Annotated in this window: 12 protein-coding genes; 6 read left to right on the top strand and 6 right to left on the bottom strand. The window is 41.5% G+C overall.

Annotation, left to right across the window (positions count from 1 at the left end):
* Positions 1-215: 215 nt before the first annotated feature.
* The 6 genes from L5L94_RS19935 to L5L94_RS19910 form a co-directional block, all read right to left on the bottom strand.
* Positions 216-1,034 (bottom strand): Imm49 family immunity protein, encoded by an 819-nt coding sequence (locus L5L94_RS19935; RefSeq protein WP_263164760.1) that lies wholly within the window; start codon positions 1,032-1,034, stop codon positions 216-218.
* Between the two features lie 2 nt (positions 1,035-1,036).
* Positions 1,037-1,888 (bottom strand): hypothetical protein, encoded by an 852-nt coding sequence (locus tag L5L94_RS19930; protein WP_263164759.1) that lies wholly within the window; start codon positions 1,886-1,888, stop codon positions 1,037-1,039.
* Between the two features lie 265 nt (positions 1,889-2,153).
* Positions 2,154-2,654 carry a hypothetical protein gene (locus L5L94_RS19925; protein WP_263164758.1) on the bottom strand — a complete coding sequence of 167 codons (501 nt, stop codon included), beginning with the start codon at positions 2,652-2,654 and terminating at the stop codon, positions 2,154-2,156.
* A 20-nt stretch (positions 2,655-2,674) separates the two neighbouring features.
* On the bottom strand, positions 2,675-3,424 hold the full coding sequence (locus L5L94_RS19920; protein ID WP_263164757.1) for an Imm49 family immunity protein: 750 nt from the start codon (positions 3,422-3,424) through the stop codon (positions 2,675-2,677).
* A 1-nt stretch (position 3,425) separates the two neighbouring features.
* Positions 3,426-4,511 (bottom strand): hypothetical protein, encoded by a 1,086-nt coding sequence (locus L5L94_RS19915; protein WP_263164755.1) that lies wholly within the window; start codon positions 4,509-4,511, stop codon positions 3,426-3,428.
* A gap of 47 nt (positions 4,512-4,558) precedes the next feature.
* Positions 4,559-6,613 (bottom strand): serine/threonine-protein kinase, encoded by a 2,055-nt coding sequence (locus tag L5L94_RS19910; protein ID WP_263164753.1) that lies wholly within the window; start codon positions 6,611-6,613, stop codon positions 4,559-4,561.
* A 500-nt stretch (positions 6,614-7,113) separates the two neighbouring features.
* Here L5L94_RS19910 and tagH point away from each other — a divergent pair, with 500 nt between their 5' ends.
* The 6 genes from tagH to tagF are packed head-to-tail and all read left to right on the top strand — an operon-like array spanning position 7,114 to position 15,888.
* Complete coding sequence (tagH, locus tag L5L94_RS19905; RefSeq protein ID WP_263164750.1) at positions 7,114-8,403, top strand: type VI secretion system-associated FHA domain protein TagH; 1,290 nt, start codon at positions 7,114-7,116, stop codon at positions 8,401-8,403.
* Between the two features lie 38 nt (positions 8,404-8,441).
* Positions 8,442-8,927 carry a type VI secretion system lipoprotein TssJ gene (gene tssJ, locus L5L94_RS19900; protein ID WP_113940338.1) on the top strand — a complete coding sequence of 162 codons (486 nt, stop codon included), beginning with the start codon at positions 8,442-8,444 and terminating at the stop codon, positions 8,925-8,927.
* Positions 8,928-8,950: 23 nt separating this feature from the next.
* Positions 8,951-10,279, top strand: a complete 1,329-nt coding sequence (gene tssK, locus L5L94_RS19895; RefSeq protein ID WP_006081800.1) for a type VI secretion system baseplate subunit TssK — start codon at positions 8,951-8,953, stop codon at positions 10,277-10,279.
* 39 nt (positions 10,280-10,318) lie between these two features.
* Positions 10,319-11,629, top strand: a complete 1,311-nt coding sequence (tssL, locus tag L5L94_RS19890) for a type VI secretion system protein TssL, long form (RefSeq protein WP_263164746.1) — start codon at positions 10,319-10,321, stop codon at positions 11,627-11,629.
* A gap of 24 nt (positions 11,630-11,653) precedes the next feature.
* Positions 11,654-15,190, top strand: a complete 3,537-nt coding sequence (tssM, locus tag L5L94_RS19885) for a type VI secretion system membrane subunit TssM (RefSeq protein WP_263164744.1) — start codon at positions 11,654-11,656, stop codon at positions 15,188-15,190.
* Positions 15,172-15,888 (top strand): type VI secretion system-associated protein TagF, encoded by a 717-nt coding sequence (gene tagF / locus L5L94_RS19880; RefSeq protein WP_113940342.1) that lies wholly within the window; start codon positions 15,172-15,174, stop codon positions 15,886-15,888. Before tssM ends, tagF begins: the two co-directional genes overlap by 19 nt.
* The last annotated feature ends 11 nt before the right edge of the window (positions 15,889-15,899 follow it).

The raw sequence follows: 15,899 nt of genomic DNA, 5'->3' as shown, positions 1-15,899 counted from the left end.
AATCTTAAGGGCTAAATTTGCCCAACGCGGTTAAACCTAAATTTAGCCATATTGCTTGAGGTTAGTATTTATCGATGCAGTTGATGAGATGAGCACGCATAATCTTTGCTAAGTAGGGCTTATGCGTGCTTAGTTTGTCAACGAGCAATGTTAAGGCTTCATGTATTCAATATCAGTGAAGCCAACATCTTAATCGTGGTGAACCGTAGCATGGCTTAAAGCGGTTGCTGCCAGACAAGCCCTTCTGGAATGAAAGGGTCAATAACCTGGTGTTTCATCCCCGCCTGAATCGCTAAGTTGGTAAGAGCCAAAGCATATTCTGCGAAATGACCTTCAACCATGCCCTTCCATTCACCATAACGGGCTTCATGGTGACAAATCTCCAACTGCTTTTGAATGCCTGTATCGAACACACTTTGGTCGTTAATAATAATGCCCCATAAGGCCAAATGTAGGGTGTAGTAATTACTGCGATAGGTGACTTTTTTACTGGGTTTGGCGATATAGGCTTCCATGCTTTTTTGACAAAAGCCAGCAGCTCGAAGCTTATCGCCGCTAAACCACGCATGTAACGCATGCACAAAGTCATCAGTCGTATCTGGTTTACTATTGCGAGGGCGCCACTCCGCAGGAAATAACGCACAAGCTTGCTTCGCTATGGCTAAATCCCCTGCGGCCATGCCATAGTTGAAACAATCAACGACATCAATCGTTTGCGCGCCCCTAGTGCAGGCATCACCGAGAAAGTCAGGGTAGTCAGGGTCATAGGCCATTAACAGTGGTTTAATTTTATATTCTGCGGCGGTTTGAAAAGCTTCCTTAGCTAAGTCCCAATCGCCATGCAACGCATAGGCCATGCCGAGGCCGGCGTACTCCATTGCATTACCGCAATAGACTGTTTCTGCTTCAATCTCATTCTGCTCGTAAAAGCCTGCTTCTTTAAGACTTTTTGCTCGCTCAATAAACTCTTGATTAGATTTAATATCCTGTTCTATTTCAGCCAATGTCATTTGGGGGATTTTCTTTTCTGCCATGGTTATTTTTTCCCTGAAAAGGCGTTATTAATAATATCTTTCGCGTCATTAAAATGAGGAATGGGTTCATCCAGCACCTTGTCGACAAGGTTACCGTCTTTATCTTGACTAAAAGCGCGCACCTGACCGGTTTCAGTATTGGTAAATACCGCCAGATGATTTTTGCGACCTCTAGCATCCAAAATCTCCCCCCAAAGTGCTTGCTCACCGTCGGTATATTCCGCACTTTGGCGATTCGATGGCTGGTTGACTTTGCTTTTTTTCGTGTCCATCTGTTTTGCGCGGGTAAGATTTTTCGCTTCGGAACCCTGTCTGTGCCGGTTGGTGTTACTGCTCAGCACGGTACTGTCTTTGCTATAGCCTTTAAACTCGGCTTCGACCCTTTTACCATTAGCATCATAATACATACCATCAGGGCCATGGTAACGGTTAACGAAGCGATCATCGGGCTTAAGACCCAAACGATCTACGGCATGGTTGCCACCAAGGTGCCCCAAGGCTTCAGCGGGGCTTCGGGCATCTTTCACTGCATCTTCGACCACTTTAGTCAATTCTTTGTATAGGCCTTTGGGGTCGGTGAGCAGTTTCTTGAACTTTGAACTCGCCAATTCGACAGCAAGTAGCGCGGCGCTGTAGCCCGGCACCTCCTGAATCGTATCGGCCCCCGCTTGCTCGGCGGTATCGATATCGAAGGTGACTATGCCAGCATAACGTTCGCGGACTTCCTCTGGTGTTAATAGTTGATTAGTCTGAGTATCCGTTACCTTGATAATACCTTGTTCTGCTAACCATTCAGCCTCCGCAGCGCGTTGACCCGCGATGACATCATTAGCGACTTGTTTGGCGCCACCCACGATGGTATCAATAGACGATTCATGGGATTGAGTTTGTGCGATAGGGGCGGCAACGAGCGGTGACGCTGAGCGGCTCTTATTGGTACTGGTGGTGTTACTGCTAACTGTGGCAGATAGTACACTGCCCGCTAGCGGCGCTAGGCCACCTATACCAGGGGAACCTGCCGGCGGTTTTGACCAGCCGTCGGTTAATGGCTGGGCATCAATGTTGAAAAGGAGATAGAGGGCACAATTTCGCCCTCAATGCTCAACTTAGTGCTCAGTATTAATCTTCAATCAGCACAACGATGGCTTTACCTTGCTCAGCGGCATCGCGAAAGCTCACGAAGTAACGGTCTCTGACCATTTCATAGGCTTGGAAGTCGACTTCCCCCATCTCAGCTTCTATGGCTTCAATGATGTTATGTCCTTTGGGCGAATCAAGGTCAAAATCGTAGTGATTTTGCATGACGCTGAATAAATCTTGCACCATCTTGGCAGGGAAAAAGCCGAAGCTGCCACTGAGGTCTGCCGCAGGATCTATCAATTGATGGGGGTAATAATTAAAACTGCAAACCGACAACAACTTACTGTTGCCCGCAATCTTATCCCAAGTCGCTAAAGCCGGTATAAAACCGCGCATATTGAGCTCCAGACTCTGCCAACGAATCGCTTCGTCTTCGGTGATGCGTAATAAGGCTTGGTATTTGGCTTCATCGTCACCCGTTAAGGTGTTTGGGTAGATATCTTCATCGACCAAATAGAGGTGAATAAGGCTGCTCATCATAGTGTCTCTTGAAAAATGGATTAATCAATCAGGAATAGCGGTAAATAGACTGAATCGGTTTGGCATTGCCAGTGATGACGGTCTTTGCCTAACTTGGCCAGCGTCAGGGCATTGAAGCAGATAAACGCGTCCATATCCTTTAGCTCCCCAAACTGGCATTCGTCGGCATGCCATTTGACGGCCTTCGCTATGCTCGACTGCCACATGTCTTGATTGGCGGTTTCGATGGCAAGCAGGGCCTCGAGCAGTGAGACGATATATTGTTGCACGTCCTTGTCTTTAGCTGCCTTGGCTTCTGCAATTGCCAGCTCCAGCTCATCAATCTGCAGTGCTTGCCCTGTGCCTGCTTTAATCAGCAGTTGGTTATAACAATCAATCGAGCGCTGAGTGATGCTGCCAATTTTAAAAGGCAATGCAAGTTGTTTAAGCTTGGTTGTTGTTTCTTCATTTGCGAACAGAAGGCAAATGTTCAGTTCCTCTTGAATGGTCCACTCATTGTTATGAGTCCTTAATTCAGGGTCGAAGCCTCGTAAAAAGGCATAGGGTGCCGCTTGCTCGAAGTAGGGCTTAACTTCCGATAATCGGCCGAGGGCATAACTTGCTTGCGCTAGTTCAATATATTTTCCCGTGACGACAAATAAGGCCTGCTCCCTTTTTTCGATGTCTAACGTTATATCTGTTATCTGTGGTGTACGTTTTGCGAGAACACTCGGCGCTCGTTCGAATAATCTGTTGAAATCAGATTCATTAATACCATCTAATTTTGACATTTTACTTTCTCTCTTTAGGTAGAGGCTTAGATTTACCTACAATGACGCCGTTATTACCCACTTCGGCTTCAATAACGAGTTTTGTTGTCGGAGGTTCGCCATCTTCAATTGCATCCAGTAAATCCTGGCCTAACTTATTCTTATATTTATGTTTCTTCGATTTCGTCATCGCCTGCAGGTTGTTTTCCACCCATCTATCAGTCATTTGGTCGCCTTTTGAGGCGCCTGTTGACAACTTAGCCCCAGGTCCCTTGGCTTCGACCACAAAATATTCCAGCACGGTACCATCTGGGGCACACTTGGTCCAGACTTGGTCTAACCCAGGGCCAGGGCCAAAGCCCATTGCCATTTTGGCCGGCGGTGGCGGTTGACTAAAGGTTTCTTGCATGTATTGCGCCGCCGCTAATTCACCTTTGGCTTCGGTTATTTTGGCTTTAAACGCCCCGATACTGCGAGCACTGTCGCCGTTTTTAATTGCAGCGTCGAGTTTTTGTTGATAGTGCGCAGCATAATCTTCCACCGCTTTGACATGTTGCGCTAATAAAGGGTCGACATCCGCATCGGCTGTGACATTATGTTTGACCGCTGGTTGTGCGGGGGACTCGTGATTTGCAGTTTGTGCCTTAGTGCTCGTCGAGTCAGTATTCGCCGTACCGGCCTTCTTATTGGCGGTTTTGCTTGGTGCTTTCGTCACTGCTGCTTTGGCCGTACCACTGCCCGCCAGCGGCGCTAGGCCGCCGATGCCGGGAGAGCCAGCAGGTGGTTTTGCCCAGCCGTCGGTTAATTGCCAGACTAATAACTTACCAGAGATAAAAAAGTCGATAACGGCCTGTACCACTTGCAGGGTGTTTAAGCTCGAAAGCTTCTGGCACCAAGGCATTGCCTGCAAGTAGAGTTTTCGAAACACGGCATCCTGCTGCCACTCAGGTTGCAGTTTATATAAAAATTGGCGACCAAAAATAACATCCTGAACTGAGGAGAGGTGATCCTCTCCCAAATCCATTCTGGCAAAGGGGCAATTGCTGATGAGGTACGTTTTCCCCCATATATCCTCAACCATTACGCCGTCGTAATTTGCATAAGACATCCGTTTCACTGCTCCATGTTAAAACTGTTGAACGCGTTTAAAAGTGACTATTTGTTATTCATCAGCTCATTGGCTCTGCGTATTTGGCGTTCAGCATCTTTTACTTTCCGAGCTTCAAGTAATTGGCTACCCAAATTGAGATATTTATCTGCCAGTTGCTTACGTAGTTCATTGTAGGGAGAAAAGTCAGATGGAACTATGGGTGTATAAGCTTCAAAGCGCTGATAAACCTCATCCACGTCAGCACTATTTTTACTGGTGACTAACAAGTTTTCCAGAGTAGTAAAGGCATTTTGATAGAAAACAGTGGCATCTGAATAGGGAAATGCGGCTTGTTGACCTTTCGCAATGGCTTGATGGTAAATAGACATTGCTTTTACAGCGGTTTTAATCTGATTACCTTGAGATATTAATGCTTTAGTTTGTTCTGTACTTGAAAAAAGCAGGTTCCCAGCATTAATAAGTTGTTCTAGTACAATGGGATCTAACGCTTGCTTAGCTTGATCAAATGCTTGGATAAAAGCCTGTATTTCGTTGTCTTGTAGCTGAATGCTATATTGTGGATCTATATGTTCAAAATTAGCTGCAATTTTATAGATATCATTGCCATTCGTTTGGTGTGAGTAATTCTGTTGTAATAAGAAACTCGCTAATTGTTCACGTAAGACATCAATCGCAGTTTGTTTCCCACGAACCATATTATTATTCAACGTGAGTAAGAAATAGGAGTCGGGATAGAGGGCTCTTGCTTCACTGAGCAAGCTTTGCATCTTAGGGTAATCTGGATAATCATGTTGTTTGTCAGTGAATATGAGATCCACTTGCTGCTCAACATAGCTAAAAATGTTCTCTCTTTGCTGTCTAAGTAGTCCAGCACGGATGATTGGGTCTTGCATCTCAAGGCTTGGTAAGGTTGCAAGAAACTGTTTGGCGTCGAGATCAGCAAGTGCTAACAGCTGACGACTATCTAGTTCAAATTGTGTTTGTTTTGCTTGTACTTGTGCAACCTTGTTTTCCTGTGCATAAAGTTGATAACTCACGCCACCTAAAACTGCTAGTACCGCTATTGTTGCCAGCGCAGGTTTCCAGAGTTCGCGCTTGAGATGTGTCATTAAACTTGATATGGAGATATTTCTATCAGCAGTATTAAAGTTAAGTGCTTTTTTTAGCGCTAACCACTGTAATACATTTAGGTGGGATGGCTTTGATGCGATTTTATGTTGCGCTTGTGCCTTATCGGCAGGCATACGATCAAAAGGATGTTTGCTAGTAAGAAGCTCATAGGTTACACAGGCAAACGAGAAAACATCATCAGAGACAGCTGGTGTCTTTTCTGCAAGCAAATCTGTACTTGCATAGGCAGGTGTAAAGCCATTAATTGGCGAATTCTGTGATAAAGGGGCTGCGGCATACGCGTCATAATTCAGTTGCATGCGGTGTGCAACGCCAAAATCGAGTATTTTAATATGCCCATGTCGATCAACCATAATATTTGCAGGTTTTAGATCAGCATGAACTATGCCTCTTTTATGTGCATAATTTAATGCGTCTGCGATTTGCTCTAGCAACTTCATCGCAGCCGTAAGACTTAAACCCTTAGGTTTATAACGTTTTATTATCTGGTCTAAGCTTTCGCCATCAAGATACTCCATAACGATAAAGTATCTGTCTTGATCTGAATCAACATCAAACACACTCACTATATTAGGGTGCGACAGCAGCTGTGTTTTATGCGCTTCTTCTAATAGGAGTTGTAATGCTTCTGGCTGATTTACAAATTGTGATTGCAGTACTTTAATCACAACGTGATTATCTTTTATCCCAGTATTTTCAAGGAAAATATCTTTCGCTCTGTAAACATCACTCATACCACCAGAACCAATCTTACTTTCTAAGTAATAACGATTTTTTAGTGTGGAACCTTCTAGGGAAGCAGAGGGGGTGTCTACGATAGGAATATTGGTAGGGGATTTAATAAAGAGTGTTTTATCAGATGTGTCTAATTCTTCTGAAGAGTTGTTAATGTGAGTATTTATTTGAGTAGAAGTCTCTGATGACTCGTCAGTCTCATCAGCCAGTCTCACTCTCCCAGAATCAAGCATGCCACACTCCTGTTATGGATTTAGAAAGAACTATTATCCCATATAGTCCATAGAATTAAGGGTGAATAGATTTATCACTTTTAATAAAGTGAAACATATTACAGTTCGCTTTGTTTGCAGTCAAATAGCACTTGTTAAATTTCCGCCTAAATTAATTACCCACCACAGTTATACCGTATTCTTGAAATTATAATTTTTAACAAAAGTAATAGCATTTAGCCATCTAGTACTTTAATCAATATTGGTACTTTTGGGTTAAAGTTGGTATTTAAATTTAACACTAAAGAATGACATTGTGGTATTTATATATTTTATTTTGTAACCATATAATTTAACTTATGATTTTAGTCATATTGTCGCCAATGCTCTTTCTAATATTTTCCTATGTGCTCTAGTTTTGTTGACATGAACTTTTTTTAAAATTAGTCTCTGCCATCACACAATAACTAATACTTATTGTGCTGAGCCCATGGGATGGAGTTGTAATACAGGAGTATTAAGTGCATCAAAATGATACATTCATCGAATTATCAGTCGTAAGTTATCATCGACTTTCACCACGCCAAATATCAGTTAAGCGATTTGGCACGAGCGGTGGCAGTCTTGGTCGTTCTGAAAAGGCTGATTGGTGCTTACCTGATCCCGAGCGCGTTGTTTCTGGTATTCATGCTTTAATCATTTTTGAAAATGAGCGCTTTTTTATTAAAGATCAGTCTACAAATGGACTGTTTCTCAATCGTTCAGTTGAGCCAATAGGGCAAGAAAATCAAACTCCATTAGCAGAAGGAGATGTCTTTTGTCTCGGGGATTATGAAGTTAAGGTTTCTATTTGTGAGCTAAACACAAAAAGCCATTCAGATATGCCTCAGGTTAATAAACCCATTCATAATCAAAAGAATACATTGCAGAATCTGTCATTATTAGATTCTGGAGATAGAGTTGCAATTAATAGTATTCAGGCCCCCATAAAGAGTTTTCCTGACGGTATTGCTATATCGTCAATTATTGAACGTAGTGATAATGATCCTCTTGCACAACATTTTATGGCACCTAGTACCTTGATCCCTGATGAGTGGGAGCAGCAATGGACCAGTAATGAGGAGCAGTTCGACACTATTCCTGAAAGTTTGAGCAGTAAAGCATTTGATGAGAAACATGAAGAAATTAAAGTAGGGCAGAAAATAGCTATCCCATTCTTATCTCAACAAGATGGACGTAATGCCAGTGTCGCATTTTTAAGAGGGTTAGGAATCGATAATTATGAACAGTATCTTGAGAATTCTGATGAGTGGTGGGAACAGCTAGGTGTTGCATTGCAAGAATCATTATCAGGTTTAGTCCAGATTATGCGAACAAGATCTGAAGTTAAGAGTAACTTTAGAGTGAATCAAACCACGTTTCAGCAGAAAGAAAATAATCCACTGAAATTTTCTGCCTCAATTGATGATGCATTTCATAATTTGTTTAATCGGTCTACGTTAAGTTTCATGCCTGCAAAGCAAGCGATACAAGAGGCGTTTAACGATATTAATCGTCACGAATCTGCCATTATTGCAGGCGCAAAAGGGGCTGTGAATGGTATTTTAATTCAATTGTCACCCACAGAAATTGCAAAACAAGATTATAGCGAATCATTGCTCGATAAGTTAAACCCTGCACAGAGGAAAGCGAGATTTTGGAATATTTATCAACTTAAACATAATGGATTAGTTGATGAAGTCAATATAGAGAATAGTAACATAAGTGATGAGTTTGTAAATGCATATGATGCTTTTATGAATAATAGATGAATAGTGCAGTGTTATTAATAACAAAGGAGTTGTAATTAATGTTTAATTATAAAGCATTACTAGGCGTAGTGATGTCTATGGGCTTAATCGGATGTCAAACTTTTTATTCGGCTTTTCCGCCTTCAACAACGATGAACTTTCGTATTGCTAACGATATTAATCCTGATAGTGATGGTCGAGCTTCGCCGGTTATTGTAAATGTGTATGAGTTAGCATCAAAAACGGTCTTTGAGAATCAGGACTTTTTTGCACTATATGATAATGCGAGCGAAACATTAAGAACGGACTTAATCAAAAAAGATGAATTAGTTTTTGAGCCCGGTGCTCGTTTAGAGTATGAAATGTTTTTACAACCAACAACGAAAGCTGTTGCGATTTTAGTCGCCTACAGGGATGTAGAGGGCGCACGTTGGCATGCTGTAATTGATGCGGATCCTACTGGATATGATGATGCGTATGTTTATATCGATAAACTAGCGGTCTATATCAGAGACCGAGACACCGAAGCGGCAACGAAGCGCTAATATCTCATAATGGAGTTGTTTAAATGAGTCATTTTAGCAAGATAGCTTGGACTGAAGGAACGTTTCTACGTCCACAACACTTTCAGCAGCAAGAACGTTACTTTTCTAATATGCAGCAAAAGTGCAATGCGATGTTGTCACTTTTCCCTTGGGGAGTCTCAGATTTAGAAATTGATGACAAAGCAACAAAATTTTCTCAGTTTGGTATTACTTCATTACAGGGGATTTTACCGGATGGGACATTGCTTGAGTTGCCAATGAATGACTTAATACCATCTGTTATTGAGATACCTAAATCGTGCCGTGAGCAACAGGTATTTCTGTGTCTTGCCTTCGAGAAGGTGAATAGCGTTGATATTGCAACCGCCGATAGTACAACAATAACTCGCTATCAATTTTCAGACCAATTGGTTTCGGATAACACATTATCAGAAGAAAGTGCAGAGCTACTACAGGTTGCACAGTTGCGTTTATTGCTGAAGCTCGAGAGTGAAGACCGCGGCGGTTATATTGCAATGCCAATTGCAAAAATAAAAGAGGTTAGCGAGCACGGTGAAATTAAATTGGATAAGAAATTTATTCCACCAACGATTAACATTCAGCGCAACGGTGAATTAAAAGGATTTATTCAGGAGACGTTAGGCATGTTGAGACAACGTGCTGAAGCGTTGGCCGCTCGTATTTCAAGGGGGCAAGGAAACGCCAACTCGATAGCCGATTTCTTAATGCTGCAGGTGCTTAATCGATATGAGCCTATTTTTCAGCATATTAAGCAAAGTGATGGACAGCATCCAGAATATCTTTATCAACATGCTATAACCATGCTTGGAGAATTGGCGACTTTTACTAGCCGAGATAAGCGAGCACCTGAATTCCCGCAGTATAACCATACTGATTTGGCCACAGTATTTGGCAACTTATCAGTGATATTAAACCAAACGTTAAGTGTTGTATTAGAACAAACAGCCATTGCGTTACCGATTGAACAAGCTAAGTTTGGCATTATGGTATCTCCATTGACGGATAAAACTCTGTTGGAGTATGCGCAGTTTGTATTGGCTGTTAGTGCAGATTTACCCGCTGATGATGTGCGTAAACACTTGCCGGCGAGATTAAAAATTGGACCCGTTGAACATATTAGAGAGCTGGTCAATAACCAATTACCAGGCATTGCTGTGACAGGATTACCGGTGGCGCCAAGACAAGTACCTTATCATGCAGGTTTCCATTATTTTCAGTTAGATAAGAGCGGAATATATTGGGAAAAACTCAGTAATAGTGGTGGTCTTGCTTTGCATTTATCTGGTAATTATCCGGGATTAAAGCTGGAATTGTGGGCAATTAAATCTTGATGATTTTGTATTTCGAGACTATTTACAGGGATGTATGTCATGTCAGATAAGACAATAATGAAGCCTCGACCGGGAGCAAGAAAGGCTGATCCTGTTGGCACAAATGCAAGTCGTGATGACGTTAGTCATCAGAGCGACAAAACCCAGATGGCAATACCAAAGGCACCAACATCATTTCAAAGTGCTCAATTGTACTTGTCTGTGAGTGATAATGTGCTAATAGACGAGGCTGGCCTTCTTTTTTCTTTAGTCGCGCCAATCCGAAGTACGCGACAACATCAAGATGTATTAGGACTTAAGAAACACTGTATTTATTTAATTCAGCAGTACGAATTGCAATTGAGAGCTAAGCAAATATCCTCTGAAGTAATAGAGCGAGCTCGTTACTGTGTATGCAGTTTTCTGGATGAACTCGTGCTCAACACCGCCTGGGGTGAGAACAGTGATTGGGGGACCGAGAGTCTGCTTTCTACCTTTCATAACGAAACATTTGGTGGAGAGTATTTTTTTACTCTTTTAGAAAGTGCTATCGCTTCCCCAAAAGAAAATTTAATGCAGTTAGAGTTGCAATATCTTTGTTTATCTCTTGGCTTTATTGGGAAAATGAGGGTTGAAACAAATGGCTATGAAAAACTAGAACTTATAAAAGACCGCGCTTATAAGGCTATACGTAGTCAAAAAGGTGAACCTCCGAGAGATTTATCACCACATTGGCATTCCGATGCAAAGAATGTTAATCATCTAGAAAATCGTGTACCACTGTGGGTAATGTGCTCTTTTGTCGGTGTTTTATTACTCAGTGTATATATGTATTTAAGTTACAAACTGAATTCACAGTCTGATGCAGTCAATCGGCAGATGAATTCTTTAATTGTAGATAATACGCCACAAGCGCTTCAGGTTTCAGCGTCAACTGTGCATGAAGGTGCACGTTTGCAACAGTTACTGGAAACAGAAATTGGCATGCAATTACTCGAGGTTATTGAGTTACCGGATCGCGTGAGAATTCGGGTGGGACTTCATCATCTTTTTACAACGGGCGGGACAGATATTAATGAAGGATTTCAGCCTGTTATTGTGAAAATAGCGAGAGCTCTAGAAGGGACCAAAGGCCGTATTTTAGTGAATGGTTATACAGATGATCAACCCATATTTACAAGCAGATATCCATCAAATTGGCACCTTTCATTAGCAAGAGCAAATGCGATGGCAGACAGTTTAGCTGCTGGAGCAGATTTACATGGACGTTTACAGCCAGAGGGACGAGGTGAGGCAGAGCCTGTTGCACCCAATGATACCCCTGAAAATCGGGCTTTAAATCGTCGTGTCGAAATAGACTTATTGAAATAAGATGTATTAGCAAGGGATAGCTTAATGAACTTCAAAGCAATACTTAGCATGTTACTGAGAGTAATAAAGTCGTCATTATTTATTACAGTACTCGGTTTACTCGCTTTAGCATTACTGATTTGGTTTGGTGGACCACTCGTTGCGATTGCAGGTGTAGAACCCCTTGCAACGACGAGTGCACGACTGATCACATTATTATCAATCGCTCTGATTTGGATGATCTCTCAATTCATCAAACGCAGTCGTGAGTTAAAAAACCATAATCAAGCTGTAGAATCTCTATTAAGTAGTGATGAACAGCAACATGACGAATTAGCAAAACGCGATATCGAAATACTCACTTCGCGGATGCAAAAAGCTATTGATATATTGAAGAATGCACGCTTTAGCCGTGCAAGGGACATATACCAATTACCTTGGTATATGCTCATTGGCGCCCCAGGTTCAGGTAAAACGACTACATTACAAAATTCAGGTCTAGAGTTTCCGCTGATGGAGCAGTTAGGCATTGATCCTATCAGTGGGGTAGGTGGTACACGTCAATGTGACTGGTGGTTCACAAATGAAGCCGTCTTAATCGACACAGCGGGTCGATATACAACGCAAGATAGTCATGCGTCACAGGACTCAGCTGCATGGCAAGGATTTTTAGGTTTATTGCGTAAATATCGACCTCGTAGACCAATCAATGGTGTGCTCGTATTTGTTAGTTTGTCAGATCTGATTAATCAGACTAAAACCGAGCGTAATATTCATGCTAGAGCGATTAAGCAGCGAGTACAGGAGCTTCAAAGCCAACTAGGCATGAGCTTTCCTGTGTACGTTATTTTTACAAAAGCCGATTTAGTCGCGGGTTTTACAGAGTTTTTTGCAGATTTAAGTGCGGAAGAAAGAGAGCAAGTTTGGGGCGTGACATTCACTGCAGACCAAACATGGGATGAAACGGGTGCCGTATCTCAGTTTAACAAAGAGTTCCACGCGCTGATTAATCGTTTATATCAACGATTGTTTACTTGTTTACAGCATGAAAGAGATCTTGAAAGTCGAAGTGCTATATATGAATTTCCTCGCCAGCTTCGTTTGTTGCAGAGTGCCGCGGATGATTTTCTCAAAGAAATTTTTTCACAAAACCCTTTTGAAAAATCAACAATGTTACGCGGGGTATATATTACAAGTGCAACGCAACAAGGTATTCCTATCGATAGGATAATGCAGCAAGTTGGAGGAAGCAGTGGTTTAGCTGAACCGCCATTAAGGCAGCAAAAAGGTGAAGGTAAAGGATATTTTATCCACCGTTTCTTTGAAAATATTCTTATCCCTGAGCGTGATCTTGCGACTGTAAATCTTCGCCACAAAACTAAGAATACATGGCTACGTCACGGTGTTACGGCGCTAACCCTGATCGCCACGACATGGATTTTATATGCTTGGTACGACAGCTATCGCTGGAATCAGCAATTGATTGAAAATACTGCCCAATCAATTGAACATTACAAAGCTGCCTCTAAATCAAACACTGATCTATTAGCATTAAATAATCAATTAAGTATTCTACGTGATATACCTGCAGGATATGCTGGCGTTTTACCTGATGGAGAGCTGAAAAGTATTGGCTTATATCAAGGCGATAAATTAGGGCAGTCAGCGAAGATTATTTATAGTAAAGCTTTATATTCAAGCTTACTACCTGATCTCGTTAATGGCTTGACCAGTGAAATGAGAACGAATAGCACTCATCGAGATTATTTGTATGAGACATTAAAAACATATTTAATGCTTTATCACCCTGAAAAGTTTAAGAGTGAACAAATTACTGCATGGTATGATGCATATTTACAGAGATATTTGCCTGGTGAGGTTAGCTCAGATACAAGAAGTTCATTGCTATCTCATTTAAATGCATTAATTGTTAATGGAGTACAGCTCCAGAATTATAATGATAAAATAGTCACTGAAACTCGAGATATATTGCTGACTATGCCTTTATCAGATCTGGCATATCAAAAAGTTAAGAATGAGTTAATTAAAAATAACATTCCGGACTTCAAATTATCAGATGTGTTGGGGATGGAAAGCGCAAATGTTATTGTTCGAAAAAGTGGCGCATCATTAAAACAAGGGATCCCTGGGCTTTATACATATCAAGGTTTTCATGGGGTATTCAACATTGAGAAGCGAAGGATAATAAAAGCCTTATTAGCAGATAACTGGATATATGGTGACATTAAAGCTGAAGAAGATGACGAAGTAGAGAAAGTATTGTCAGCGCAAGTTACGGAAAAGTATTTGCGTGATTATACTAACTACTGGAAAGAGTTACTTGCAGATTTAGATATACAGAAAATTGACGATTTAGAACAAGGTCTTTATGTGACTAAAGTCCTCGCCGGACCTGAGCAGCCTATCCAAAGTTTGATTAAGGCTTTCCAACAAAACACAAAATTATCGTCGTTGCCCGAGTCTGCAAACGTCGATATGACGCTTGATGTTGCAGGAAAGGTAGCTGATACAAAGTTTTCTTCACAAAAATCAAGGATTGGACGTTTGCTTCCTGACGAACTTCCTGATTTTGGTAAACAGCTACCAGGACATGAAGTTGAGTTAGCATTTGCACCTCTTCTGGCGATTAATAGCGCGCAAATGGAACAAATTGCACAAACGAGTCAGCAATATTATGCGTACTTAGAGCGGTTATATGCACCTAGCGGTGGTATGGCAATGCAGGCATTTGCAAATCAAAGAGAAAATAATGCGGGCGAACTAAGCGTTATGCTACGTCGATTGCGTAGTGATGTGCCATCTCCTTTTTCTGATTGGCTTGGTAATATCTCTACAGACACATCAAAACTATTTGCTAAAGGTAGTCGACAACACATCAACGATGCTTGGAAAAGTAATGTTGTTTCTGAATATCAAAAAGCGATTCATGGACGTTATCCTCTTGATAGGAATAGTTCAGTTGATATTAAGATCCGGGATTTCGAACGTTTCTTCGGATATGGAGGCGTATTAGAGCAATTTTTCATTGATTATTTGAGCCCATTTGTTAATACAAACCTCGAACAATGGCGCTTTAAGCAGAATATTGGTGTGAGTGATAGAGTGTTAAAAACGTTTCAAACGGCACAAAATATTCGAACAATGTATTTCGAGCCTGGTTCTCAAAAGTTAAAAATTGGTTTTAGATTAAAGCCAATTTACTTAGATAAACATATTACCCACTTACTCGTTGAACTTGATGGGCAAGAGTTATCTTACAGGCATGGACCAACGCGTATGACGCAGTTTTTTTGGCCCGGCGATAGAAGTCGATTACAGACTAGACTCGTTTTTACTCCGGCAAACTCAGGTTTACTTTCAAGTAATACCTTTAAAGGTGAGTGGTCATGGTTCCGATTATTGGATGAACTGGTGAAGGAGCGTCCTGAAACGAAAGACGATGGGATTCTTTACTTATCTGTCCAAGGAAACAAGGCTAGAGTCGAACTTGTGCCAGATAGTGTCGACAATCCATTTTTAAGTGGTGCATTGGAGGCATTTAAATGTCCGAACAACCTTTGACACCGCAATTAGGCATATATGGGAAAATTCCGAGTCATGGTGATTTTATTACTCAAAATTTACCTACAGATTTTATTAATGGATGGAATGAGTGGTTACAAGCTGTAATGGCGGTAAGCCGTGAGCAACTTGGGGAGTCCTGGCTGCCTATGTACCTTACAAGCCCAATTTGGCACTTTGCTCTTTCTGCAAATGTTTGTGGTGAGTCTCCAATTATAGGTACTGTTATTCCGAGTGTTGATGCAGTTGGGCGAAACTTTCCATTTACATTAGCGGCAGCTATTGATATCTCGCCAGCTCAAGCATGGGAGCAAAAGAGTTGGTTTTTTGAATTAGAAAATAGAATTTTGCAAAGCTTAGACGATGATTTTAATTTAACTGCATGGTTTAAAGAATTACAGGAAAATGAGATCCCATGGACGCCAGTGAATAAAATAAGTACGTCAGGTAATACTGAGACACATATAAAACAACCATGGGTAATAGAGTCAAATAAGGACATATCATTTTTAGAACTATTGCACCAGAGTTATGTACAGCAGTTTGGACGATACTGTCTTTGGTGGACGGCAGGATCGGAGCAGGTCGAGCCCTGTATGCTTGTCACTTCTGGTTTACCTCAAATTAGTCAATTTGCGGGAATGATCGCTGGAAATTGGGCTAAATGGAATTGGCAACTTAAGACCATTAGGTCTTAGTACTGGATGTA

It is taken from the genome of Shewanella sp. SM21, from assembly GCF_025654335.1.
In the GTDB taxonomy this organism is placed as follows: domain Bacteria; phylum Pseudomonadota; class Gammaproteobacteria; order Enterobacterales; family Shewanellaceae; genus Shewanella; species Shewanella oncorhynchi.
Note: the sequence above shows the minus strand (reverse complement) of the source record. Positions and strands in the feature narration are given on the sequence as shown.

Bases quoted from the DNA above. Each gene is read 5' to 3' on its own strand.
- L5L94_RS19935 (WP_263164760.1), bottom strand. From the start codon at position 1,034: ATGGCAGAAAAGAAAATCCCCCAAATGACATTGGCTGAAATAGAACAG.
- tssJ (WP_113940338.1), top strand. From the start codon at position 8,442: ATGTTTAATTATAAAGCATTACTAGGCGTAGTGATGTCTATGGGCTTA.
- tssL (WP_263164746.1), top strand. From the start codon at position 10,319: ATGTCAGATAAGACAATAATGAAGCCTCGACCGGGAGCAAGAAAGGCT.
- L5L94_RS19915 (WP_263164755.1), bottom strand. From the start codon at position 4,511: ATGTCTTATGCAAATTACGACGGCGTAATGGTTGAGGATATATGGGGG.
- tssK (WP_006081800.1), top strand. From the start codon at position 8,951: ATGAGTCATTTTAGCAAGATAGCTTGGACTGAAGGAACGTTTCTACGT.
- L5L94_RS19920 (WP_263164757.1), bottom strand. From the start codon at position 3,424: ATGTCAAAATTAGATGGTATTAATGAATCTGATTTCAACAGATTATTC.
- L5L94_RS19925 (WP_263164758.1), bottom strand. From the start codon at position 2,654: ATGATGAGCAGCCTTATTCACCTCTATTTGGTCGATGAAGATATCTAC.
- L5L94_RS19910 (WP_263164753.1), bottom strand. From the start codon at position 6,613: ATGCTTGATTCTGGGAGAGTGAGACTGGCTGATGAGACTGACGAGTCA.
- tssM (WP_263164744.1), top strand. From the start codon at position 11,654: ATGAACTTCAAAGCAATACTTAGCATGTTACTGAGAGTAATAAAGTCG.
- tagF (WP_113940342.1), top strand. From the start codon at position 15,172: ATGTCCGAACAACCTTTGACACCGCAATTAGGCATATATGGGAAAATT.